Annotated in this window: 17 protein-coding genes, 3 tRNA genes and 3 pseudogenes; 12 read left to right on the forward strand and 11 right to left on the reverse strand. The window is 63.9% G+C overall.

Annotated elements, in window-relative coordinates; translation table 11 throughout:
• The first annotated feature begins 35 nt into the window (after window positions 1-35).
• From dctP to EKK97_RS21770, 4 genes and pseudogenes are all read left to right on the forward strand, one after another.
• The gene (gene dctP, locus EKK97_RS21755) at window positions 36-1139 is read left to right on the forward strand and encodes a TRAP transporter substrate-binding protein DctP (RefSeq protein ID WP_159555160.1); all 1104 of its coding nucleotides are present in this window, start codon (window positions 36-38) and stop codon (window positions 1137-1139) included.
• A 67-nt stretch (window positions 1140-1206) separates the two neighbouring features.
• Window positions 1207-1698: pseudogene (locus EKK97_RS21760) on the forward strand (TRAP transporter small permease subunit); the annotation flags it as partial.
• 4 nt (window positions 1699-1702) lie between these two features.
• A pseudogene (locus EKK97_RS21765) lies at window positions 1703-3035 on the forward strand (TRAP transporter large permease).
• A 171-nt stretch (window positions 3036-3206) separates the two neighbouring features.
• Window positions 3207-4882, forward strand: a pseudogene (locus EKK97_RS21770) (ABC transporter permease).
• Here the strand turns inward: EKK97_RS21770 and EKK97_RS21775 are convergent.
• Window positions 4868-5965, reverse strand: a complete 1098-nt coding sequence (locus EKK97_RS21775) for an ABC transporter ATP-binding protein (protein WP_340162906.1) — start codon at window positions 5963-5965, stop codon at window positions 4868-4870. The pseudogene EKK97_RS21770 and the gene EKK97_RS21775 sit on opposite strands and share 15 nt — an antisense overlap.
• 276 nt (window positions 5966-6241) lie before the next feature.
• On the opposite strand from EKK97_RS21775, the gene EKK97_RS21780 reads away from it, so the two are divergent.
• The gene (locus EKK97_RS21780) at window positions 6242-7270 is read left to right on the forward strand and encodes a Fe(3+) ABC transporter substrate-binding protein (RefSeq protein WP_159555164.1); all 1029 of its coding nucleotides are present in this window, start codon (window positions 6242-6244) and stop codon (window positions 7268-7270) included.
• 209 nt (window positions 7271-7479) lie between these two features.
• Here the strand turns inward: EKK97_RS21780 and polA are convergent, their stop codons facing one another.
• Window positions 7480-10263 carry a DNA polymerase I gene (gene polA / locus EKK97_RS21785; protein WP_159555166.1) on the reverse strand — a complete coding sequence of 928 codons (2784 nt, stop codon included), beginning with the start codon at window positions 10261-10263 and terminating at the stop codon, window positions 7480-7482.
• Window positions 10264-10446: 183 nt separating this feature from the next.
• On the opposite strand from polA, the gene EKK97_RS21790 reads away from it, so the two are divergent.
• The 3 genes from EKK97_RS21790 (at window position 10447) to speA (ending at window position 13733) form a co-directional block, all read left to right on the forward strand.
• The gene (locus EKK97_RS21790) at window positions 10447-10743 is read left to right on the forward strand and encodes a DUF2782 domain-containing protein (protein WP_159555168.1); all 297 of its coding nucleotides are present in this window, start codon (window positions 10447-10449) and stop codon (window positions 10741-10743) included.
• A gap of 108 nt (window positions 10744-10851) precedes the next feature.
• Window positions 10852-11814, forward strand: coding sequence for a homoserine kinase (locus EKK97_RS21795; RefSeq protein ID WP_159555170.1), 963 nt, complete (start codon window positions 10852-10854; stop codon window positions 11812-11814).
• A gap of 8 nt (window positions 11815-11822) precedes the next feature.
• Window positions 11823-13733, forward strand: a complete 1911-nt coding sequence (speA, locus tag EKK97_RS21800; RefSeq protein ID WP_234287146.1) for a biosynthetic arginine decarboxylase — start codon at window positions 11823-11825, stop codon at window positions 13731-13733.
• Window positions 13734-13853: 120 nt separating this feature from the next.
• On the opposite strand, the gene EKK97_RS21805 is transcribed toward speA, so the two are convergent.
• Entirely contained in the window at window positions 13854-14519 is a 666-nt protein-coding gene (locus tag EKK97_RS21805) for a fumarylacetoacetate hydrolase family protein (RefSeq protein WP_159555174.1), read from the reverse strand.
• A gap of 110 nt (window positions 14520-14629) precedes the next feature.
• The gene (gene thpD, locus EKK97_RS21810) at window positions 14630-15622 is read right to left on the reverse strand and encodes an ectoine hydroxylase (protein WP_159555176.1); all 993 of its coding nucleotides are present in this window, start codon (window positions 15620-15622) and stop codon (window positions 14630-14632) included.
• A gap of 224 nt (window positions 15623-15846) precedes the next feature.
• On the opposite strand from thpD, the gene EKK97_RS21815 reads away from it, so the two are divergent.
• On the forward strand, window positions 15847-16392 hold the full coding sequence (locus tag EKK97_RS21815; RefSeq protein ID WP_159555178.1) for a YqhA family protein: 546 nt from the start codon (window positions 15847-15849) through the stop codon (window positions 16390-16392).
• A 168-nt stretch (window positions 16393-16560) separates the two neighbouring features.
• Here EKK97_RS21815 and EKK97_RS21820 read toward each other — a convergent pair.
• The 7 genes from EKK97_RS21820 to EKK97_RS21850 all read right to left on the reverse strand — a co-directional run bounded on the left by EKK97_RS21820 (window position 16561) and on the right by EKK97_RS21850 (window position 21206).
• Window positions 16561-16636 (reverse strand) — tRNA-Thr (locus EKK97_RS21820).
• Window positions 16637-16684: 48 nt separating this feature from the next.
• A tRNA-Gln gene (locus EKK97_RS21825) sits at window positions 16685-16759 on the reverse strand.
• A 6-nt stretch (window positions 16760-16765) separates the two neighbouring features.
• A tRNA-Phe gene (locus tag EKK97_RS21830) sits at window positions 16766-16841 on the reverse strand.
• 92 nt (window positions 16842-16933) lie between these two features.
• Window positions 16934-17206: an oxidative damage protection protein gene (locus tag EKK97_RS21835; protein ID WP_159555180.1), complete on the reverse strand. Its 273-nt coding sequence runs from the start codon at window positions 17204-17206 to the stop codon at window positions 16934-16936.
• Between the two features lie 30 nt (window positions 17207-17236).
• Window positions 17237-18328 carry an A/G-specific adenine glycosylase gene (gene mutY, locus EKK97_RS21840; RefSeq protein WP_159555182.1) on the reverse strand — a complete coding sequence of 364 codons (1092 nt, stop codon included), beginning with the start codon at window positions 18326-18328 and terminating at the stop codon, window positions 17237-17239.
• A gap of 77 nt (window positions 18329-18405) precedes the next feature.
• The gene (locus EKK97_RS21845) at window positions 18406-20754 is read right to left on the reverse strand and encodes an AsmA family protein (protein WP_159555184.1); all 2349 of its coding nucleotides are present in this window, start codon (window positions 20752-20754) and stop codon (window positions 18406-18408) included.
• Window positions 20754-21206 (reverse strand): acetyl-CoA sensor PanZ family protein, encoded by a 453-nt coding sequence (locus EKK97_RS21850; protein ID WP_159555186.1) that lies wholly within the window; start codon window positions 21204-21206, stop codon window positions 20754-20756. Before EKK97_RS21850 ends, EKK97_RS21845 begins: the two co-directional genes overlap by 1 nt.
• A gap of 187 nt (window positions 21207-21393) precedes the next feature.
• Between EKK97_RS21850 and hisB the strand changes: the two genes are divergently transcribed.
• Genes hisB through hisA form a run of 3 tightly spaced genes read left to right on the forward strand, consistent with a single transcriptional unit; the run spans window position 21394 to window position 23480 of the window.
• Window positions 21394-21987: an imidazoleglycerol-phosphate dehydratase HisB gene (gene hisB, locus EKK97_RS21855; protein ID WP_159555902.1), complete on the forward strand. Its 594-nt coding sequence runs from the start codon at window positions 21394-21396 to the stop codon at window positions 21985-21987.
• Window positions 21988-22017: 30 nt separating this feature from the next.
• A complete protein-coding gene (gene hisH, locus EKK97_RS21860; RefSeq protein ID WP_159555188.1) occupies window positions 22018-22659 on the forward strand; it encodes an imidazole glycerol phosphate synthase subunit HisH in 642 nt (213 codons plus the stop codon).
• Window positions 22660-22715: 56 nt separating this feature from the next.
• Window positions 22716-23480, forward strand: a complete 765-nt coding sequence (gene hisA / locus EKK97_RS21865; RefSeq protein ID WP_159555190.1) for a 1-(5-phosphoribosyl)-5-[(5-phosphoribosylamino)methylideneamino]imidazole-4-carboxamide isomerase — start codon at window positions 22716-22718, stop codon at window positions 23478-23480.
• Window position 23481: the final 1 nt, after the last annotated feature.

A 23481-nucleotide genomic window follows, 5' to 3' on the forward strand; every position in this document is an offset into this window, starting at 1 on the left:
TGCTGCACACTACAAGACCCATAAGGGAGCACGACATGAAGATGAAGACGAAATTCGCACTCTCCGGCCTGGCTGCCGGCATCGCTCTGGCGGCCTTCGCTACCACCGCCCAGGCCCAGGAGCGGTGGACCATGACCACGACCTGGCCGGACAACCTGGACCTGATCCAGATCGATCGCCACTGGGTGGAGCTGGTCAACAAGCTGGCTGGCGATGAACTTCAGATCGAATTCCGCGCCGGCGGCACGCTGATGCCCGGCACCGAGGTGTTCGACGCCACCGAGACCGGCAGCATCGAAGCCGCTGGTGACTGGCCGGGCTACTGGGCAGGACGCAGTTCGGCGTTCTCTCCCCTCGCTGCCACGCCCAGCCTGTTCAATGGCGTCGACTACCTGAACTGGATCCAGCAGTGGGGGGGCTTCGAGCTTTACCAGGAAGTCTACGGCCAGTACAACATGGTCTACCTGCCCTACGGCATTACCAACAACGAGTCCGGCTTCATGGGCCGCACCCCCATCGAGAGCCTGGCCGACCTGGACGGCAAGCGTCTGCGCCTTTCAGGGCGTGACCAGGGCCGTGTACTGGAGCGCCTGGGTGGTTCGCAGGTGACCCTTTCCGGCGGCGAGATCTACCAGGCCGTCGAACGTGGCGTCGTCGACGGCGCCGAGTTCTCTACCCCCGGGGTGGACTACAATGCCGGCTTCGCCGAGGTGGTCGAATACTGGGCAACGCCCGGCTGGCACCAATCTGCCAGCGTGTTCGGCGTGATGATCAACAAGGATGCCTGGGACGCGCTCTCCGAGGAGACCCAGGAGAAGCTGAGAATCGCCGCCGACGCCACCCTGGCCTGGTCGCTCGCCTGGTCCGAGCGCCAATCGACCGAGGGCACCGTCAAGTTCCAGGAAGCCGGCGTGGAAATCTCCACCTATGGCGAGGAGGACATGGCGCGCATCCAGGAGGTGACCAACGAAGTGATCGTGGAAGGCGCTTGTGAAGATCCAATGCACGCCAAGGTCTACCATTCCATGATCAGCTACCTGCAGCACTACGCCAACTGGCGCGATGTCTCCGTGCCCTACAACATGAGCCGCAGCTTCGAAAACCTGCCGTCTCTGGAAGAGATCGAAGCCTGTCTGTAAGGCTGTCCTACCCGCCCCGGCCACTGGCGCCGGGGCGGCATTCGTTCCGACCTCGGAGACTTGATCCATGAATGCGATTGCCAAGGCGATCGACACGCTCAACGAGGTGTTCGGGCGGGTCATTGCGCCGCTGATCGCCGTCATCACCCTGGTGGTGCTCTACGATATCGCCCTGCGCCTGTTCACCGGGCGACCCAGTGATTGGGCCTTCGACATCACCAAGATGCTGTTCGGTGCTCATTTCATGCTGATGGCCGCCTACGCGCTGCGCCATCATGCCCACGTCGAGGTCGATGTGCTCAAGCGCCTGCTGTCGCGCAGGAAGCAGGCAGTACTCGAACTGCTCGGCTACCTGATCTTCTTCGTGCCGTTCATCTGGATGCTGGTAACGCTGGGCTGGAGCTTCTTCATGCGCTCCTACAGCCGCGGCGAGACCACCTACGGCATCGTCTCGATACCCGTTTACCCGATCAAGGGCGTGATCGTTCTGGCGGCGGTGCTGATCCTGCTGCAGGCCATCGCCATCGTCATTCGCGCCGTTCGGCAGCTCCGGAGGAAGCCGCATGAACCTGAGCCCGGAAATGCTGACCCTGGTGATGTTCGGCGGCCTGCTGGTCGGGTTGTTCATGGGCCATCCGCTGGCCTTCGTACTGGGTGGCGTGGCGGTGATAGGCGCCTATCTCGGCCCCGGCCCCCGCGTGCTCGGCACCATCATCAACAACATCTACGGCAACGCCATGGACAACTACGTCCTGGTGGCCATCCCACTGTTCGTGCTGATGGCGCGCTTCCTCAACGACTCGGGGTCACCGAGAAGATGTTCGAGGCGATGCGCCTGCTGTTGGCCAACCTGCGCGGCGGCCTGGCGCTGACCGTGGTCATCGTCTCGGTGCTGCTCGCCGCCACCACCGGCATCGTCGGCGCCTCCATCGCGGTGATGGGCATGATCGCACTCGCGCCGATGCTCAAGTATGGCTACAACAAGGAACTCAGTACCGGCGTGATCATGGCCAGCGGCTGCCTGGGCATCCTGATTCCGCCCAGCATCATGCTGATCCTGATGGCCAGCTATTCGCCGGTGTCGGTGGGGGCGCTGTTCGCCGGCGCACTGGTGCCGGGGCTGTTGCTGGGCGCCATGTATGCCCTCTACGTGCTGCTGATCTGCCTGGTCAAGCCGAGTTATGGGCCGCCGGTGCCCGCCGAGGAGCGTGCCGAGACCTCGACCGGTCAACTGCTGATCATGCTGGCCAAGTACGTACTGCCGCCGATGGCACTGATCCTCGGCGTGCTGGGGGCGCTGTTCACCGGCATCGCCACCGCCACCGAAGCCTCGGCCATTGGTGTGGGCATCGCCTTCCTGCTGTTCCTGATCTTCGGCGACCGCAAGCTCACCACCTGCTTCAGGACACTGATCGATGCCAGCAAGACCACCACCATGGTGATGCTGGTGCTGGTCGGTGCCACCGCCTTCACCGGGGTGTTCTCCCGCGGCGGAGGCATGACGGTGATCAGCGAACTGGTCATGGCCATGCCGGGCGGCACCACCGGAGCGCTGATTCTGATGCTGTTCCTGGTCTTCGTGCTGGGGATGTTCCTCGACTGGACCGGCATCGTGCTGCTCAGCTTCCCGATCATGCTGCCGATCGTCAATCAGATGGGCGTGGACGTGCTGTGGTTCGTGGTGATGGTGGCGGTGGTGCTGCAGACCTCCTTCCTCACGCCGCCGTTCGGTTATGCGCTGTTCTACCTGAAGGGCGTGGCACCCAAGGGGTCGAGATCATCGACCTTTACAAGGCGGTGATCCCGTTCTGCGCGCTGATCGTACTGGCCTGCCTGTTGATGGCCTTCTTCCCGGTGCTGGTCACCGGCCTGCCGTCGATCATGCTCGGCTACTAGACGCCGCTCCTTCGGTGCTTCATGCGCTCGTATCCCCAGGATACGGGCGCATTTCTTGATGCCGGTCAGCGCTCACCGGCTGCAGTGGCACGCGCCAACTGGTATCATTTCCACCCGTCATCGCCTCGCATTTTACTGCGCTGTCACATCGGCCAGTGAAGGAGTCCCCGTTTGTTTCGTTCCGCTATCACCGGCCTTTCCTCCGTGCATCGCCGCTTGAGTCCCTGGACGCTGCTGATCCTGACGGTGGCGCTCTTCGTTGCCCTGCCAGTGATCGTGGTGCTCGCTCACATTCTGATGCCGACCCAAGGCGTCTGGCAGCACTTGGCCAGTACGGTGCTGGGCCGCTACCTGGGCAATACGTTTTACCTCTCCGTCACGGTGGGGCTAGGCACCATGGTGATCGGTACCGGTACCGCCTGGTTGGTGGTGATGTGCCGCTTTCCGGGGCGGCGCATCTTCGAATGGGCGCTGCTGCTGCCGCTAGCCGTTCCGACCTATGTGATCGCCTACGCCTATACTGACTTCCTGCAATATGCGGGGCCCTTACAGAGCTGGTTGCGCGAGATCTTCGACTGGAGCCGCGGCGATTACTACTTTCCCAACATTCGCTCGCTGGGCGGTGCCGCCACGCTGATCACCCTGGTGCTGTACCCCTATGTCTACCTGCTGGCCAGGGCCGCCTTTCTGGAGCAGTCGGTGTGCGTACTCGACGTCGGCCGCACGCTGGGGCGCGGCCCGTGGAACCTGTTCGCCACGGTCGCCGTACCGTTGGCCCGCCCGGCCATCGTCGGCGGCGTCTCGCTGGTGCTGATGGAAACGCTCAATGAGTTCGGTGCGGTACAGTTCTTCGGTGTCGACACCTTCACGACCGGCATCTATCGCACCTGGTTCGGCCTGGCGAGCAGGTGGCCGCCGCCCAGCTTGCCGCCTGCCTGCTGCTCTTCGTCATCGTGCTGGTGCTGCTGGAGCGTTGGTCACGCGGCAAGCGCAAGTATTTCCATACCACCAACCGCTATCAGCAGCTGCCCGAGTTCCAGTTGCACGGCTGGCGCGCCGCAGCAGCCTTCGCTGCCTGCGGCCTGCCAGTATTGATCGGTTTCCTGATTCCCAGCGGACTGCTGGGCCAGATGGCCATCACCAGAGGCGATGCGCTGTTTGGCACTCGCTTTCTCGATTTCACCTGGAACAGCCTGGTACTGGCCGTCATCGCTTCGCTGATTGCGGTTGGCCTGGCCGTGATCCTGAGCTACGGCGTGCGCCTGCACGACAGCCCGCTGACGCGCATCGCCACGCGGATCGCCTCGATGGGCTATGCCATTCCCGGCTCGGTGGTCGCGGTGGGCATCCTGATCCCCTTCGCCTGGCTCGACAATACGCTCAACACCTGGCTTCACGCCCACTACGGCAAGATCGTCGGCCTCATTTTCAGCGGCACGGCCTTCATCCTGGTCTACGCCTACGTGGTGCGCTTCCTCGCGGTCTCCTTCAATACCGTGGAAGCGAGCCTGGGCAAGGTGACGCCGAGCATGGACGCGGCCTCGCGCACCCTGGGCCAGACCCCTGCCGGCACCCTCAAGCGGGTGCATACGCCGATCATGCGTGGCAGCCTGATCGCCGCCGGCATCTTGGTGTTCGTCGATGTGATGAAGGAACTGCCGGCGACCATCATCCTGCGCCCCTTCAATTTCGATACGCTGGCGGTCAGGGCCTACAGCCTGGCCTCGGACGAGAGGCTCGCCGAGGCTTCGACGGCATCGCTTGCCATCGTCGCCGTCGGCATCATTCCGGTGGTCCTGCTGAGCATGGCCATGCGCCGTTCGCGTCCCGGCTCAGGGAGCCGTTGAGGGAAAGACGAAGACCTGCGACAGGTCGAGGTGGATGTCGATCCGCTGCCCCTCGGCGGGCAGGAATACGCCTGGCACACGAGCATGCAGGTGGGCTTCGCTGCCGTCTTCGCCGTGAGCGCAGATGTGCAGCAGACTGCTGCGGCCCAGCAGCTTGGCCATGATCACGTGACTGTAGCGATGCTCAGGTGCCGGATCGAAGTGCTCGGTGATACGCAGCGCCTCGGGACGGATCATCACCTGCGCCTGGCTCCCCTCGGGCAGCCAACTGGCCTCCACCGGCCCCACCGGGGTCATCACCCTGCCGCCCCGCACTTCGCCCTGCAGCTCGTTGACCTCGCCGAAGAAGGCCACGACGAAAGGATCGCTAGGGGCGCAGTAGAGTTCCCTAGGCGTTCCCATCTGGACGATGCGCCCTTCACGCATCAAGGCGATGCGGTCGGCCATGAACATGGCCTCTTCAGGATCGTGGGTCACCAGCAGCGTGGCGGCGCCGACCTTCTTTAGCACGTGCAGGGTGTCGTCGCGGATCCGGTCACGCAAACGCGCATCGAGGCTGGAGAAAGGCTCGTCGAGCAGCATCAGCTGGGGGGCCGGCGCCAGCGCACGGGCCAGTGCCACGCGTTGCTGCTGCCCACCGGACAGCATGTGCGGGTAGCTTTCGGCATACACCGCCATACCCAACTGATCAAGCAGGGTCAGGGCGCGCTCGCGACGCTGTCGCGTCGGCTCGCCCTTCAGCCCGAAGGTGACGTTCTCGATCACCGTGAGGTGAGGAAACAGCGCGGAATCCTGAAAGGCCAGGCCGACGTTGCGCTTTTCCGGCGGCACATGACGCCCCTTGGGCACAGCGATCTCGCCGCCATTGAGGCTCACGCGCCCCTGCTGCAGCACCTCGAGCCCGGCTGCGATGCGCAGCAGCGTGGTCTTGCCACAGCCTGAGGGGCCAAGCAGGCAGACGACCTCGCCGGGCGCTACCTCGAGGTCGACGCCGCGAACGGCGGCAAGGCTACCAAAAGTGTGATGCACGCCCTCCATGGTCAGCGCCGAGGCCTGACGATAGGGAGCATGTCCGACTTCCATGGGCTTCGATTGGCTAGTCATAAATCAGGCGACTTGGTCAGGGGAAGGCATAGGCATCATCCTACCCGAAATGTCCAGCAAATGCGTTTGGAATTGCCTCGCATTCGCTATCATTTCCACATTTTCTTGCTCCGAGTCAGGTCCGCGGCACGCCCTGTGTGTTGGGCGTCAGGAGCAGGCTTGACGCTTTCACCGTAAAACGCTTCAATAGCGCTCAACGTAATGCAACGTATTATCATTAAATTTGCACGTCCCACCCGCTCGCGAGGATAAACCATGGTGCACCGTAATCGTCTCGTCGCTCCGCTGGCCGCCATGCTGGCCGGTTCGGCTTTTGCCACTACCGCAGTCGCCAACGAAGTCAACCTCTACTCGGCGCGTCATTACGATGTCGACGAGCAGCTCTACCAGGCATTCACCGAGCAGACCGGGATCAAGGTCAACCTGCTGGAGGGCGATTCCGACCAGTTGATCGAGCGCATCCAGCGCGAAGGCGTGGCCAGCCCTGCCGACGTGATGATCACCGTCGACGCCGGACGCCTGTGGCGCGCCGAGCAGGACGGCATCTTCCAGGGCATCGAATCCGACGTCCTGGCGGAGCGTCTGCCGGACGCCATGCGTCACCCGGAGGGCAAGTGGTTCGGCTTCAGCCAGCGCGTGCGGGCCATCTTCTACAACCCCGAGAACGTCGACCCCAGCGAGATCACCTCCTATGAGGATCTGACCGATCCGCGCTGGGAGGGCGAGATCTGCATCCGCTCATCGAACAACATCTACAACCAGTCACTGCTGGCTTCGATGATCGATCACCATGGTGCCGAGGGAGCCGAGGAGTGGGCCCAGGGCATCGTCAACAACCTGGCACGCCAGCCCGAGGGTGGCGACACCGACCAGATCAAGGCAGTGGCTGCCGGCGAGTGCGACCTGGCCGTCGCCAACCACTACTACTACGTGCGCCTGATCAACTCCGACGACGCAGCCGATCGTGAAGTGGCCGAGAAGGTCGGTATCCTGTTCCCCAATCAGGACGATCGTGGCATCCACGTCAACGTCGGTGGTGCTGGCGTCGTGGCGACATCGCCGAACCGCGAGAACGCTATCCGCTTCCTCGAATTCCTGGCCTCCGACGAAGCCCAGGAGATCTTTGCCGCCGGCAACTACGAGTATCCGGTGGTGGAAGGCGTGAACATGGACGATACCCTGGAGTCCTGGGGCGAGCTGAAGAAGGACGAAATCAACGTCAGCATCCTGGGTGAGAACAACCCGGAAGCGATTCGGATCTTCGATCGCGTCGGCTGGCGCTAAGCCTCGGCCACAAGCCCGAGCAGAAAACGCCACCGCATCTGCGGTGGCGTTTTTGATTGGGTACCTCGGGAACGCTGAACAAATCGACGAGCGAGATGAAGCGCAAGGCGCACGGAGCACAGGAACCGGAGCATATGGGGTATATGTGAGGATTCCGCGCACCGCGCAACGCAGCGATTCGCTCGCGCAGGCATTTGTGCAGTGTTTCCCTAGTGGGCTTCGTCCCAATTGACTCCACTCTCCGCCTCGACGATCAGCGGTACGCTGAGTTCGGCGGCGGCCTGCATGCGCACCTTCACCTCGTCGATGAACTCGTCCACCTGCCCTTCGCCAACCTCGAACACCAACTCGTCGTGGACCTGCATCACCATGCAGGCGTCGAAGGCGCTCTCCTGCAGCCAGGCGTCGACTGCGATCATGGCGCGCTTGATGATGTCCGCTGCGGTGCCCTGCATCGGCGCATTGATCGCAGTACGCTCAGCGGCCTGGCGCCGGGCATGATTCTGGGCGCGGATCTCGGGCAGGTAGAGGCGGCGGCCATACACGGTTTCGACGTAGCCATCCTCGGCGGCCTGGGCGCGGATGCGATCCATGTAGCGGGCCACGCCGGGGTAGCGGTCGAAGTAGCGGTCGATGTAGGTCTGTGCCTGGCTGCGCTCGATGCGTAGCTGCTTGGACAGGCCCCAGGCGCTCATGCCATAGATCAGCCCGAAGTTGATCGCCTTGGCGCTGCGCCGCTGCTCACCCGAGACCTTCTCCAGCGGTACGCCGAAGACCTCGGCTGCGGTAGCGGCATGGATGTCGCGCCCCTCGGCAAAGGCCGAGAGCAGCCCTTCGTCCGCGGAGAGATGCGCCATGATGCGCAGCTCGATCTGCGAGTAGTCAGCGGCGACGATGCGATAGCCGGGACGGGCGATGAAAGCCTGACGAATCTTGCGCCCCTCCTCGGTGCGGATGGGGATGTTCTGCAGGTTGGGGTCGCTCGAGGAGAGCCGGCCGGTGGCGGCAACCGCCTGATGATAGCTGGTGTGCAGCCGCCCGGTGCGCTTGTTGACCAGCCGCGGCAGCTTGTCGGTGTAGGTCGACTTGAGCTTGGCCAGGCCGCGATGCTCCATGATCACTTTGGGCAGCGGGTAGTCCAGCGCCAGCTCCTCGAGCACGGCTTCGGCGGTGGAAGGCGCTCCCTTGGGCGTCTTCTTGATCACCGGAATCTTCTGCTCCTCGAACAGGATCTCGCCAAGCTGCTTGGGCGAGCCGAGGTTGAACTCGCGCCCGGCCAGCTCGAAGGCGCGGGTTTCGAGCTCGGCGATGCGCGCTTCGAGCTCCTGGCTCTGGGCATGCAGGCGCACGGCGTCGATCGCCACCCCGGTGCGCTCGATACGCGACAGCACCGGGATCAGCGGCCGCTCGATGCTATCGAGCACTTCGGCCAAGCGCCCCTCTGCCTCGATGCGTGGCCTCAGTTCGCAGTGCAGGCGCAGGGTCACGTCGACGTCCTCGCAGGCGTAGGGTACGGCCTGCTCGAAGTCAATCTGGTTGAAGGTGAGCTGCTTGGCGCCCTTGCCGGCGATCTCCTCGAAGCTCACCGTCTTCTGCCCCAGGTATTTCAGCGCCAGCGAATCCATGTCGTGACGGGTGGCGGTGGAGTTGAGCACGTAGGATTCGAGCATGGTGTCGGTGAGTGGCCCGCGCACCTGGATGTCGTAATTGGCCAGCACCGAGATATCGTACTTGAGATTCTGGCCGATCTTGCCGCGGCAAGGGTCTTCCAGCAGCGGCTTGAGCGCGGCAAGGACGCTGGCGCGGTCGAGCTGCTCGGGCACATCGAGGTAGTCGTGAGCGAGCGGTACGTAGGCGGCTTCGCCGGGTTCGAGCGCCAGCCCCACGCCGACGATCTCGGCATCCATGTAGTTGAGACTGTTGGTCTCGAGGTCGAAGCAGAAGGCCTCGCAGGCGCCGAGCCGAGCCAACCACTCGTCGAGTTCGGCCTGGGTCAGGATCAGATGATTCTTGCAGGCGGCCACGCTAACTGTCGGGGCTTCCGGATCGAGGTTGCCCGCCGCCGCAGTGCCGGCGACCCCGGCGCCACGCTCAACGTCATCGACGCCCTCGTCCTTGCCGGAGAGTAGCTCGGAGAGCCAGGCCTTGAACTCGAGCTCGGTGTAGAGCCGCTTGAGCGCCTCGCGATCGGGATGGGCGATGTCGAGGTCGTCGAGCCCCACCGGTAGCTCGCAGTCGGTCTTGATGGTGGCCAGTTGGTAGGAGAGATAGGCCATCTCACGGTGCTCGTCGAGCTTCTTCGGCAGCGACTTGGCGCCGCGGAAGTCGAGCGTGGCGACACGGTCGAGGTCGGCATAGATGGTGTCGAGTCCTCCTCCCATGCCTTGCAGCAGGCCCAGCGCGGTCTTCTCGCCTACCCCTGGCACGCCAGGAATGTTGTCCACCTTGTCGCCCATCAGCGCCAGGTAATCGATGATCAACTCCGGCGGCAGGCCGAACTTTGCCTTGACCCCTTCCGCGTCGAGAGTCTCGTCCTTCATGGTATTGACCAGGGTGATGTGCGAGTTCACCAACTGCGCCATGTCCTTGTCACCGGTGGAGATCACCGCGTCGCGTCCCGCCTCGGTAGCATGCCTGGCCAAGGTACCGATGACATCATCGGCCTCGACGCCCTCGACGCACAGCAGCGGCAGGCCCAGGGCGCGGATACAGGCATAGAGCGGCTCCACCTGGCTGCGCAGGTCGTCGGGCATCGGCGGGCGTTGAGCCTTGTACTGCTCGAACAGCTCATCGCGGAAGGTCTTGCCCTTGGCATCGAAGACCACCGCCATGGGACTGTCCGGGTAGTCCTTGATCAACCGTTTGAGCATGCTGAGCACGCCCTTGACGGCACCGGTAGGCTGACCGGAAGAGGTGGTCAGCGGCGGCAGAGCGTGAAAGGCGCGGTAGAGATAGGACGAACCGTCGACGAGAACGATGGGCGTAGCGGCCATGTATCGGCATCCGTTGGGTCTGTGCAAGAAAATGTGATCTTGATCAGCCATGATACGCATTGCGCGCCGCTTTTGCCGCCATCGTTGGGATCACGCGGTCCAACGACATACACTGAGGTTAATCGCACACCGGGGCAATCGCTCGGTGCAGCGTTCGTCGCAAGCGGTCTCTGGAGGCCCACCATGAACGTTTCACGCCGCATCCTCGCTGTCACTCTGCTCTCCCTGGGGCTCGGCATGGTGTCGGCCGCACCCGCCCTGGCCCAGTCGTCCGCCGATGTCGAGCCCGACATCACCATCCGCCAGGAGGAGGATCGCACCATTCGCGAGTACCGCGTCAACGGTCAGCTCTATGCCATCGAGATTCGTCCGCGTCGCGGGCCCAGCTACTTCCTCGTCGACCACGACGGCGACGGCAATTTCGAGCGCCAGGAGGGCGACCGGGTCGCCGTACCCCAGTGGGTGCTGATCCGCTTCTAACCGCCAGGTCGGGTTACGGCTTCGTGAATGGCGGAACGTGTCCAGCAGGCGTGCATCGAAGTGCCAAGACGCTACAATAGGCGGCTTGGCAACCTGGGCGAGAGACACATGGCCGTATTCACCCCGTTGAGCGACGCACAGGTCGCAGAGTTTCTCAAGCGTTTCGATGTCGGCAATCTGGTGTCCCTGGAAGGGGTTGCCGGAGGCACCGAGAATACGACGTTCTTCGTCACTACCGATCGGCGGGAGCTGGTACTGACGCTGTTCGAGCAGGGCGAGCACGAGGAACTGCCGTTCTTCGTCGACCTGCTCGACTATCTGGACGAACATCGCCTGCCGGTGCCAGGGCCAGTGCACGACCGCGAAGGCATTGCCCTGCACAGCCTGGCCGGCAAGCCTTCACTGCTGTTCCCGCGCCTGCCCGGCCGGCATCCCATGACGCCCAACCTGGCGCAGTGCCGCGCCTTGGGCGAGGCGCTGGGACGCATGCATGTGGTCTCACAGCACTTCCCCGGGCATCGCCCCAACCCGCGCGATCTCAGCTGGCTGGTGGCCATGCATCACAGGGTGCTGGGCTATCTCTCGCCCGACGATCAAGCCCTGATGAAGGATGAGGTGGAAATCTACCAGGGCGTGTTCGGCGCCGCCCCGGCACTGCCTCACGGCGCCCTGCATGGCGACCTGTTCCGCGACAACACCCTGTTCGAGGGCGACCGCCTGGGTGGCATCATCGATTTCTACAATGGTTGCACCGGCGACCTGCTGTTCGATCTGGCCGTGGTGATCAATGATTGGGCCTCCGGCCCCGACGGGCGCCTGGACCGTGAACGCCACGACGCCATTGTCCAGGCCTATCAGGCACGTCGGCCGCTGACCTCCGCGGAGCGCGAGGTATGGCCGACGATGCTGCGCATGACCGCGCTGCGTTACTGGCTGTCACGGCTGCTGGTGGTCTACGTGGACCCGCCGGCTCACGACCTGACGCCACATGACCCAGCGCAGTTCCATACCATTCTCACGGCACGCCTGAAACATGGCGCCCTGCCCCTGCCCGAAGCGAGCGATACATGAGCCTATCCATGGGAGCTGTCTCAGGACCCGCCCAGCGGGCCCGCCGCACTTGGAACATCGATCAGTGGGGCAGCGGCTATTTCGATGTCGACGATCATGGCCACGCCCTGGTACGTCCCCTCGGCAGCGAAGCCGAGGGTCCGGCACTGCCGCTGGCGCCACTGGTGGATCAGCTCCGCGAGGCCGGCCTGCGCCTGCCGGTGCTGGTGCGTTTCAGCGACATCCTGCATGACCGTGTCGAACAGCTGTGCGACGCCTTCGACCTGGCCATGCAGGAAGAGGAGTATCTTGGCGGCTATACCGCCGTGTACCCGATCAAGGTCAACCAGCAGCGCCGTGTGGTCGAGGAGATCCTTGCTACCCGCGAGCGCGGTCACGGCCGGGTCGGCCTCGAGGCCGGCAGCAAGCCGGAGCTGCTCGCCGTGCTGGCACTCTCCGCCGACGGCCCCTCGCTGATCGTATGCAACGGCTATAAGGACCGCGAGTACATCCGCCTGGCGCTGATGGGCGAAAAGCTCGGCCACCGGGTCTATCTGGTGGTGGAGAAGTTCTCCGAGCTGCCGCTGATTCTGGAGGAAGCCGAGGGCCTAGGCGTCACCCCGCGCATCGGCCTGCGCGCCCGCCTGGCTTCGGTGGGCATGGGAAAGTGGCAAGATACCGGGGGCGAGAAATCCAAGTTTGGCCTCACCGCCAGCCAGATGCTGGCCGTGGTGGAGCGTCTGCGTGAAGCCGGCTCGCTGGGCAGTCTGCAACTGGTGCACTTCCACCTGGGCTCGCAGATCGCCAATATCCGCGACATACAGGTCGGCCTGCGCGAATGCGCGCGCTTCTACCAGAGCCTGCTGGCACTGGGCGCGCCGATCGACACCGTCGACGTCGGCGGCGGTCTGGGTATCGACTACGAGGGCACCCGCTCGCGCAGCTTCTGCTCGATCAACTACTCCATGCGCGAGTATGCACGTAACGTGGTCAGCGCCTTCGCCCAGGCCTGCAACGAGGCGGAGATTCCCCACCCGCACCTGATCAGCGAATCGGGCCGCGCCCTCACCGCGCATCACGCGGTGCTGATCGCCAACGTGATCGGCGAGGAGCGGGTCAACGACGAGGCGCCCGAACGCCTGGCCGAGGACGACCCCCAGCTCGACGAGCTGTGGCGGGTCCACGACCTGCTCAACGGCTCGGTGGAGCCGCGTGAGCTGGTCGAGGCGTGGCACGACCTGCTGCAGGCCATGAGCGAGATGCACGACCGCTTCCTCATGGGGCTGGCCGATATCACCGTGCGCGCCGAGGCGGAGGGCGTTTACTTCGCCGCCTGCGCGCGCCTGCGCGAGCGCCTCGACAGCCGCAACCGCGCCCATCGCGAGATCATCGACGAGCTGGCCGAGAAGCTCGCCGACAAGCTGTTCGTCAACTTCTCGCTGTTCCAGTCGGTGCCCGACGTGTGGGGCATCGACCAGATCTTCCCGGTACTTCCGCTCACCGGGCTCAACCGCGAGCCCAGCCGGCGCGGCGTGATCCAGGACATCACCTGCGACAGCGATGGCCGCATCGACGGTTATGTCGACGGCCAGGGCGTGGAGACCACCTTGCCGCTGCCGGAATGGCGTGATGACGAGGAGCGCCTGCTGGGCTTCTTCCTGGTCGGCGCCTATCAGGAGATCCTGGGCGATCTTCACAATCTGTTCGGCGACACCGACTCCGTCGACGCCGCCTTGGACGAGGACGGCGACTGGGTGCTGAGCCACGCCCAACACGGCGACCGGGTCTCCGACGTGCTCGCCTATGTCAACTTCGATGCCAAGGTTCTGCGCGACCGGCTCGCCGGCCAGCTGGCCGACAGTGGGCTGTCGGCGGAAGAACAGGAGCATTTCCTCGACGATCTCTCCGCTGGCCTGCAGGGCTACACCTATCTTGAATAGACTTGGCTCGAATAGGCCTGGCTCAAGTAGCGACACACCGAGCGTAAACGACACGACGCCCCCGCGGCCAAGCCGCGGGGGCGTCGTCGTTGGGTACTGCGTACCGCTCAGGGCAAGACGTTACTCGACCACCTGCGCCGTGACCTCGAGACCACCCGTGAGGGTCAGGCGCAACTTGGCGCCACGCGGCAGTTCGCCAACCCCCTCGGGGGTGCCGGTAATGACCACATCACCCGGCTCGAGGGTGAAGTGACGGCTCATCTCGGCCACCAGGGTGGGCACCGGGAACAGCATGTCGGAACCTTCGCCGTGCTGGCGTAGCTCGCCGTCGATCTCCAGCTCGAAGGTCAGCGCATTCCAGTTCGGCACACGACTCAGCGGCAGGAAATCGCTCAGCGGACAGGCGCCGTCGAACGACTTGGCAATCTCCCAGGGGTGCCCCTTCTCCTTCAAGCGGGTCTGCACGTCGCGCAGGGTGAGGTCCAGCGCCAGGCCGATGCCGACGATGGCACGCTCGGCCTCATCGGAGGTGGCGTGGGTCAATCGTTCGCCGATCAGCAGCGCCAGTTCCGCTTCGTAGTGCACCTCGCCACGTGAGAAAGGAGGCTCGAGCGGCTCATCGAGACGAACCGCACTGGTTGCCGGCTTGATGAACAGCAGCGGCTCGGTGGGGATCGGGTTGTCCAGCTCCTTGGCGTGATCGGCATAGTTGCGGCCAATGCAAACGATCTTGCCCAGCGAATGGGGAAACTCCTGGCCATCGGTGAAACGGGGGACAAAGCGCATGGCGGATCTTCTCCTTCTCGTTATGCGTGCCGCTTCTCAACGACAAGCCTCACAGTCTACCGCACCATGCGCTCCGTTCCACCCTGATGGCGCTATCGAAACGATAGGTGTCAGTCTTGTGGCGTCCACTGCTCATCCGGCCCGTGGGCGAGGAAGCTCGGGCGGCGGCGGCGGGCGGCGAAGGGCTCGACACAGGCATTGTCGCGCCGATTGTAGACGAAGAACACGTTGCTGCGCGGATCGGGCGACATGTTGGCATTCGAGCCATGCAGAGTGTTGCAGTCAAATAGCAGAAGACCACCGGCCGCTCCCTTGGGCGCCTCGATGCCATGGCGACCAACCAACTCACGCAGCGCCTCGCGGCTCGGCACGCCGAACTCCTGACGCTTCAGGGACTGGCGATGGTGATCGTCCGGCGTCTCGCCCAGGCACGGCACGAAGCACTTGTGCGAGCCGGGGATCAGCATCAGCGGGCCATTGAACTCGTGGTTGTCGGTCAACACGATCGAAGCGCTCACCGCATGCATCGCCGGCATACCGTCCTCGGCGTGCCAGGTCTCGAAGTCGGAGTGCCAGCTGAAGCCCTTGCCCTCGAAGCCCGGCTTGTAGTTGATGCGCGACTGGTGCACGTAGGCGTCGCCGCCTAGGATCTGGCGCACCCGACCAACGAGACGCTCGTCGCGTGCCAGACTGGCGAAGCGCCGGGAGAGGAAGTGCACCGCGAACAGCGAGCGGATCTCCTGGCCGTCGGGCTCGGTGATACTGAAATCGCGGCCGCGGAAGTCATCGCGGCTGAGCAGGGCAGCAAGCTCCCGACGCAGTTCGTCGAGTTCCTCCCCGCTGATGAAGTTGGGCTCGAACAGGAAGCCCTTGCGCTCGAACTCGTCGAGTTGCGCCTGACTCAACGGCCCCTCGTCGGCACTACCGCGCACGACGTCCTCGCGGCGCTCGATCCACAGCGAGTCGAGCGGCTTGGTCAGTCGGGTAGGATACGCATCATGCAACCGGTTCGCGTCGCTGCGAACCTGAGCGCTCATGGTATCGGCAACGGCATAGTCGGTTGCCTGCTTCAGCTTACGGTTGGACGAAGTCTGTACTGTCATCCAATCACCTCCTGTGTATCCGTGATCAGTTTCAGTCCCAACTCGTTCAACGGCGTGCGGCCGTGGTGGGAGGCCCAAATGGGGCCTTGCAGCTTTGATGTGGTGGCGTTGGGCTGCACTTTCAAGCAGCAGTCGCACAGCCTCCATGGCGGGAGTTTCGTTCTCCCTGCTAAAGTAGCCAAGCCAGTGCATCGCATCCGTAATTCGTCATTCAGGAGAACGCCATGCCGCAGTTACCGGATTCGCCCCCACCGCGTCAGGGCCGCTGGGAGCGGCGTCTGGAGGGTTGGCTGTGGAACTCCCGATTCTTGGTATTGCTGGCAGTCGTTCCCAGCCTGGCAGGAGCCCTGGCACTCTTCCTCATCGGCACCATGGACATTCTCAAGCTGATCTTGACCACGGCCGAGTACTATCTCTTCGACGGGACGCTGGATATACACGAGGTGGCGGTCCCGAGCATCGTCATGGCCGTGGACATCTACTTGGTCGCCATCGTGCTGCTGATTTTCGGCCTGGGCGTCTATCGGCTGTTCGTCTCGCCCATCGAGCAAGCCGAAGAGCACGCGGCCGGGAGTCCGTTCAACATTAAGTCCTTCGATCAGCTCAAGGACAAGATTGCCCGAGTCGTCATCCTGGCGGTCATCATCGAGTTCTTCCGTGCCGTGGTCGACATACGCTTCCAGACCCCGCTGGAGGCCATCTATCTCGCGCTGTCGGTGCTGGCACTGGCGGGAGCCCTCTATCTGATGAGCCTGGCCCACCGCGACTGAACGGGCCTCACACGCTGCGCGCCCCTTGCCGATGTCGGCACGGGGCTCGTAGAGAGGGCGAAGCGCAAGCACGGCTGAACAATCTGGCAATAACGCAAAAACCGCCTCGATGGGCGGTTTTGATTCTACAATTCGCTGCTATCCCGTATGAGCCATCAGCTTCGAAGATGGTGCCGGCACCAGGAGTCGAACCCGGGACCTACTGATTACAAGTCAGTTGCTCTACCAACTGAGCTATGCCGGCTCGGGACCGATTCCAAGCGAGCTGCAGAATCGGGAATAGATGTTGGCGTGGCTGGGGTACCAGGATTCGAACCTGGGAATGCCGATACCAAAAACCGGTGCCTTACCACTTGGCGATACCCCAGCAGTGTGGTGGCCAGAGACGGAATCGAACCGCCGACACGGGGATTTTCAATCCCCTGCTCTACCGACTGAGCTATCTGGCCGCTGCCAACGGTGCGTATTAAACAAGATCAGACCCGCAGCGTCAACCCTTTCGTTTCATGTAGATGGCCATGACCGAGCCGGTACCGAGCGACTAGCGCTCGGGCGGTACATAGCCTTCCGCCTGGTCGGTTTCACGGTTGTCGAGGAAGCGCTCCATCTGCTCGTTGAGGTAGGCCCGCGCCTCGGGATCGAGCATATTGAGGTGCTTCTCGTTGATCAGTCGGGTCTGCAATGCCTGCCACTCTTCCCAGGCACGTTTCGACACGCTGGCCTGGATCTCCTGCCCCTTCTTGCCCGGCAGCGGTGGGAACGGCAGTGCCTCGAGTTCCTGCTGATACTTGCGGCAGAATACGGTCTGACCCATGGTGATCTCCTTTGCTTGGTGGCCGAACGTTCAGGACTCTGTCGGTGCCGTCAGGGTGAACGGGACGAGCGACGCCAGCAACGATTTCACCGGGGCCGCCAGGCCAATACGTTCGGGACTGCCTGGATCGTACCAGCAACGCGACTCGCCGACAGAGTCCAGCCCGGCGATCCGAGCCGGCTGCGGAGTGATCTCCAGGCGAAAATGGCTGAACGTATGACTGAAGGCCGGCCAGGCCGGATCGAGTACCGCACCGGGGGCGTGCACATCGAGCCAGGCGCGCAGCGCGGCAAGATCGTCGAACTGGGGCAGCCCCCACAGCCCGCCCCACAGCCCGCTGGCCGGTCGCTGTTCGAGCAATACCCGGCCTTCGTCATCCTGAAGCACCAGCATCAAGGTGGCGCGGGTCGGCAGCACCTTCTTGGGTTTCGACTCGGGGAAACGACGCTGCTCGCCTCGGGCATGAGCCACGCAGACGTCGACAAACGGACAGCGCCCGCACTCTGGCGTACCGCGCCGGCACAAGGTGGCTCCGAGGTCCATCATCGCCTGGGTATAATCGGCCACCCGTGCTTCGGGTGTGAAGTGCTCGGCCAGGGCCCACAGCCGACGTTCCACCGCTGGCCGCCCCGGCCAGCCCTCCACCGCATGCAACCGTGACAGACTGCGCTTGACGTTACCGTCGAGTATCACCGCTCGTCGACCAGTGCTCTGGGCGATGATCGCCCCGGCGGTGGAACGGCCGATGCCGGGAAGCTCCGCAAGCGCTTCCAGGCTCTCCACTGGCAATTCACCGCCATGCTCTTCCATGACCTGTCGAGCCGCCTTGTGCAGGTTACGCCCGCGAGCGTAGTAGCCAAGCCCTGTCCACAGGTGCAACACCTCGTCCTGGGACGCCGCCGCCAGTTCGGCAAGGGTAGGAAAGTGCGTCATGAAACGCTCGAAATAGGGGATCACGGTCGTGACTTGGGTCTGCTGCAGCATGATCTCGGAGACCCAGACCCGATAGGGTGTACGCTCGCGCTGCCAGGGCAAATCGTGACGCCCGGCATGATCGAACCAGGCCAGCAGGCGATGCTGGAACGTTGCAGGCGCGAGAACCGGCGCAGGCATGTCGTGCATGAACCCACCTCGACGAATACATGACGAAAAAAAGCGCCGACTGAGGGAGTCGGCGCAGGGACTGACTTACTGGGTATTCAATTAAACAGACCACGCACTGCGTCGCGAAGTTCCCGACTGGCACCTTCACCCAGGCGCTCCTCGAGCTGCTCGAGTGGGCGCTCCAGCCGGCGCTCCAATTCGTCGCCGGCACGTTGAGAGACTTCGTCTCGCAGCAGCTCGGCCAGGGTTGCCTGGAAGGCTTCGCGGTCAAAGCGACACCATTCGCCGCTGTCGCCGGACAGCTCTCCACTGCAGCGCACCGGCAGTGGGACTCGCTCCAGGCGCGGGTTGACCGGACAGGCGGCATCCGCACCGTCGACGAAGCGAGCAGCCGCGCGCAGATCGAAGCGCTCGCTGCCTAGGTCCAACTCACCAACACCGCCCAGTTCGATGCCAGGGATGGTAACCAGGATGTCTTCGCTTCGTGCGATGCCATCGGTGATCCGCAGGCTCGCCTCGGCGCGCTCGAAGCGTGTGTCGGAACTCCAGTCTCGGCTCGTCTCTCGCCCTTCGGCCAGGGCCGCCAGTGAGCACAACTCCTGCGATACGTTGACGTCGAGTACGGCGCCCTCGTCGATGTGCCCGTGCATGCGCCCATTGAGGTTGCGCTTGAGCGTCGGCCAGCTGTTGGTGCGCGATTCGAGCTCTCCGGCGAGGGTCAGGCGGCCGCGCAGCGGCGCCGGGCTGTCGTCGTCGCCCAGCGCTTGGAGCAGCGGCTCCAGGCGCACCCGGGAAAGCTGAGGGTTCAGCTGCCAACGAATGGGCTCCCGGGTCAGGTCCAACGCTCCACTGGCGCTCAGCTCACCGTCGTAAAAGACCGAGCCAAAGCGCTCGAGACGCTGCTGCCCATTGCTGCCCGACAGCGCCAATCCCACCTCGGTGAAGTCGAGGCCCGAGAGACGCAACTGCGCCAGCTCGAGCACTCCAGCAAGAGTCAACTGGGACAGCCATTCAGCGGGCACCAGGGCTGCCGTATCGTCAGCATGTGCCTTACCGATACCCAGGAAGCCGTGTCGAACCGCGCTCTGGTCCACAGGCTCGGCAGGCGGTAGATAGCTATCCAGATCGAGGCGATCCCCCTGCAGCTCGAAGTCGAGCAGACTGCCGTCGAAAGCGGTGCTCAGCCTGCCGGTGAAAGTGCTGCCATCCAGGACCATGGTCAGGCCCGCCAGTTCGATGCGCTCCAGATTGCCCCTGACCGGGCTGGTCAGAGCGACATCGGAGAGCGCTTGTGGCCCCGCCATGCTCGGCATCTTGCCCAGGCGCGACAGCCATGGGCGAAGGGAGAAGGGCGCCAGGCTGACCTGGCCGCTGTACGTCGGCGACCGATCGAGACCGGCAAGGTTGAGGTGGCCGCTCAGGCGCAGGTCATCGGGACCGGTCAGCTGCATGTCGCGCAGCTGCGCCGTATTTTCGGAGAGGTCGGCATCCAGCGCCATGGCCAGCACCAGAGGCACGGGGCTCTCCCCAAGGGAGGGGTGATGCAGCCCCGCCTCGAGCCTGCCCTCCTGAAGCTGCAGGCGCTGCTGTGAGAGGTCCAGCGTCAACTGCTGGCCACTCAGGTCGAGCTGTTGCCTGCCTTCGATATTCGCCAAGTCGCTTGCGGTCGTGAGCTTCAACCCCTCCAGCACGTAACGCCGCTCCGCCAGGGCCAGCCGCATCCGCCCCTCGAGGGAGATGTCGCTTGCCAATGTCGGACCGCGCTCCAGTTCACGCCAGTCGAGGGAGGGGTAGGATTTCAAGCGGAAGGAGGACCTGAACGGAAAAGCGCGCTGGGGATTGACGTTCGTTCCCGAGAGGTTGAGCTCCTCGAGCAGCCACTCCGTACCCGCCGCCAGGTCGCGGTATCTTGCCGCCCCATTGCGCACCTGAACGCTGGCAATGTTGAGCGCCACGGCCAGGTTGCTGCCTTCCAGGCTAGGCCCGGCGCTGGCTGGCGCCAGTGCCGATTCGGCGCCCTCACGGCGTTCGTCTAGGCGCTGCATCAGGGTCTCCCAGTTGCCCCGCCCCTCTTCGTCGCGGATCAGGCGCAGTTGCATGCCGTCGAGCGTCAGGCCTTCGATGGCAATCTCGCCGCGTAGCAGCGGAGCGAAGGCCAGGCTGACCTCAGCCCGGGAGAATGCCAGGAAAGGCGGCTCATCGGTGCTCTGCTCTGGCAGGCGCCCCTCGGCCTGTTCGACACTGACTCCCAGACGCGGATAGAACGACCAGGTGAGCGGCCCATCCAGGCTCAGCTCCAACCCACTCTGCTCGCGCACCACCTCGACCAGACGCGGCTTGAAATCCTCCGGGTCGAGAAAGGTCGTGACGTAGACCACGGCCGCCACTACCGCGACACCCAACACCCCGATGGCGGCAAGCAGCGTTTGAAACAATCGCTTCATTATTTACCGCCTCCTTGCAGCGGTGGTGCCAATTCGAAATAGTCGCCGGTACTGTCCAGACGGTATCCAAGGCGCGTCAGCAGTACCTGGTCAGCAACCGGCAGCTGTGAAGAATGGGTGCGCAGTTCACGACCTTCGGTACGGGCCGCATCGCTCACCAGCGCCAGCAATCGCGACCCCACCCCCCGTCGTCGAGTGGCCTTGCGTACACACAGCTCCGATAGCCACCAGGCCTGGGCATCGGCGTCTACCGCCACCGCTCCCAGCAGGCGATCGTTGAAGCGCGCACAGGCAAAGAAATGGCCGGCATCGAGATGCCTGCGAATGAAGGTATCCACCGGCACGCCCAGCCGTTCGAACGGGGCGTCGGTATAGATCCGCTGCAGGTCGTGTCGCACTTGGGAATCCGACTCCCAGGCGCTCTTGTCGACATAATGAAGCGTTACCGGCATGGAACTCTCCCTGGGCGGTGGCTCTTCGCCACGCCGCTGCGTTGGGCGCATTGTAGCGGATGGGGGGGCGATTCTCTATAATGGATGGCCCATGACACGAGCACTGGGGCTTGCCCGCCCGGAAACCACCCTGGCTTCCATCGGGTCCACACCATGCGACGCGCACCAGCGCCAGAGAGAGTCCGACATGTCCGAGCGAATCGCCACGGTAACCCGTGACACCAAGGAGACCCAGATCACGGTTAGCGTGAACCTCGATGGCGAGGGGCGGCTGAACTGCGAAACCGGCGTGCCCTTCCTCGACCACATGCTGGATCAGGTGGCACGCCACGGCCTGATCGACCTCGACATCAAGGCAGTGGGCGACCTGCACATCGACGACCATCACACCGTCGAGGATCTCGGCATCACCCTCGGCCAGGCCTTCGATCAGGCCATCGGCGACAAGCGCGGCATTCACCGCTACGGCCACGCCTACGTGCCGCTGGACGAAGCGCTGTCGCGGGTTGTGATAGACTTCTCGGGGCGCCCGGGGCTGTTCATGGACGTCGAGTTCACCCGAGCCACCATCGGCCGCCTCGACACCCAGCTGTTCTGGGAATTCTTTCAGGGCTTCGTCAACCATGCACGGGTCACGCTGCATATCGACAACCTGAAGGGATTCAATGCCCATCACCAGGCGGAAACCATCTTCAAGGCCTTCGGCCGCGCGTTGCGCATGGCCGTCGAGCCCGATCCCCGGATGGCAGGACAAATGCCATCCACCAAGGGCTGCCTGTAGCGCAGACGACCGAACCCGAGAGGAGCCTTCATGACCATTGCCGTCATCGACTACGGGATGGGCAATCTACATTCGGTTGCCAAGGCGCTGGAGCACGTGACCCATGAACACGTCGTCATCACGCGCGATCCGCGCCGTATCCAGGGTGCGACCCGCCTGGTGCTGCCCGGCCAAGGGGCAATCCGTGACTGCATGGGCGAGCTCGAGAAAACCGAGCTGCGTGGACTGGTGCAGGAGCTGCTGGCCCGCCAGAGCAAGCCGCTGCTGGGGATCTGCGTCGGCCAGCAGATGCTGCTCGATCACAGCGAGGAGAGCGGCGGCATCCCCTGCCTGGGCTTTCTGGCCGGCGAAGTGAAACGCTTCCCCACCGATATGACCGATGACCATGGCCAGCGCCTGAAGGTACCGCACATGGGCTGGAACCTAGTGCACCAGCACCATGGGCACCCATTGTGGGAGGGCATCGACCAGGACGAGCACTTCTACTTCGTGCACAGCTACTACGTGGCGGCGGAAAACGACGCCTGCGTATTCGGCACTACCCGCTATGGTCGTATCGATGCCCATGTTGCCGTGGGCCGAGACGCCACCTTCGCGGTGCAGTTCCATCCGGAGAAGAGCTCCCGGGCCGGACTCAAGCTGCTGGAAAATTTCGTCAACTGGGCGCCCTGAGCCGCGCCCGGTCAACAGGGGGTCGCGGCGTACCGCGCTACCCGAGAGGACACGACATGCTGGTAATACCCGCCATTGATCTCAAGGACGGCAAGTGCGTCCGCCTCAAGCAGGGTCGCATGGACGACGCCACTACCTATGGTGACGATCCGGTGTCCATGGCAGCGCGCTGGGTCGAAGCCGGTGCTCGCCGTCTGCACCTGGTCGATCTCAACGGCGCCTTCGAGGGCAAGCCGGTCAACGGCGAGGCGGTGACCGCCATTGCACGGCGCTGGCCTTCGCTCCCGATCCAGATCGGCGGCGGCATTCGCAGCGCCGAAACCATCGAGCACTACCTTGCCGCCGGCGTTTCCTACGTCATCATCGGCACCAAGGCGGTCAAGGAGCCGGACTTCGTCGGCGAGATGTGCCGTGCCTTCCCCGGTCACGTGATCGTCGGCCTGGACGCCCGCGACGGCTTCGTCGCCACCGACGGCTGGGCCGAGGTCTCCCAGGTGAAAGCGGTAGACCTGGCCAAGCGCTTCGCCGATGACGGCGTCTCCAGCATCGTCTACACCGACATCGCCCGCGACGGCATGATGAATGGCGTCAACGTCGAGGCCACGGCGCAGCTTGCCCGCGAGGGCGGCCTGCCGGTCATCGCCTCCGGCGGGGTGACCAATCTCGACGACCTGCGCGCGCTGGTCGCTGCGAAAGAGCCAGGGATTCTCGGTGCCATCACCGGCCGCGCCATCTACGAAGGCTCGCTGGATGTCGCCGAAGGGCAGCGGCTGTGCGACGAACTCACCGGTACCGCGACCGACACCCGGGCGGGAGGCTGAT

The sequence above is a fragment of the Billgrantia tianxiuensis genome (genome assembly GCF_009834345.1).
In the GTDB taxonomy this organism is placed as follows: Bacteria; Pseudomonadota; Gammaproteobacteria; order Pseudomonadales; family Halomonadaceae; genus Halomonas; species Halomonas tianxiuensis.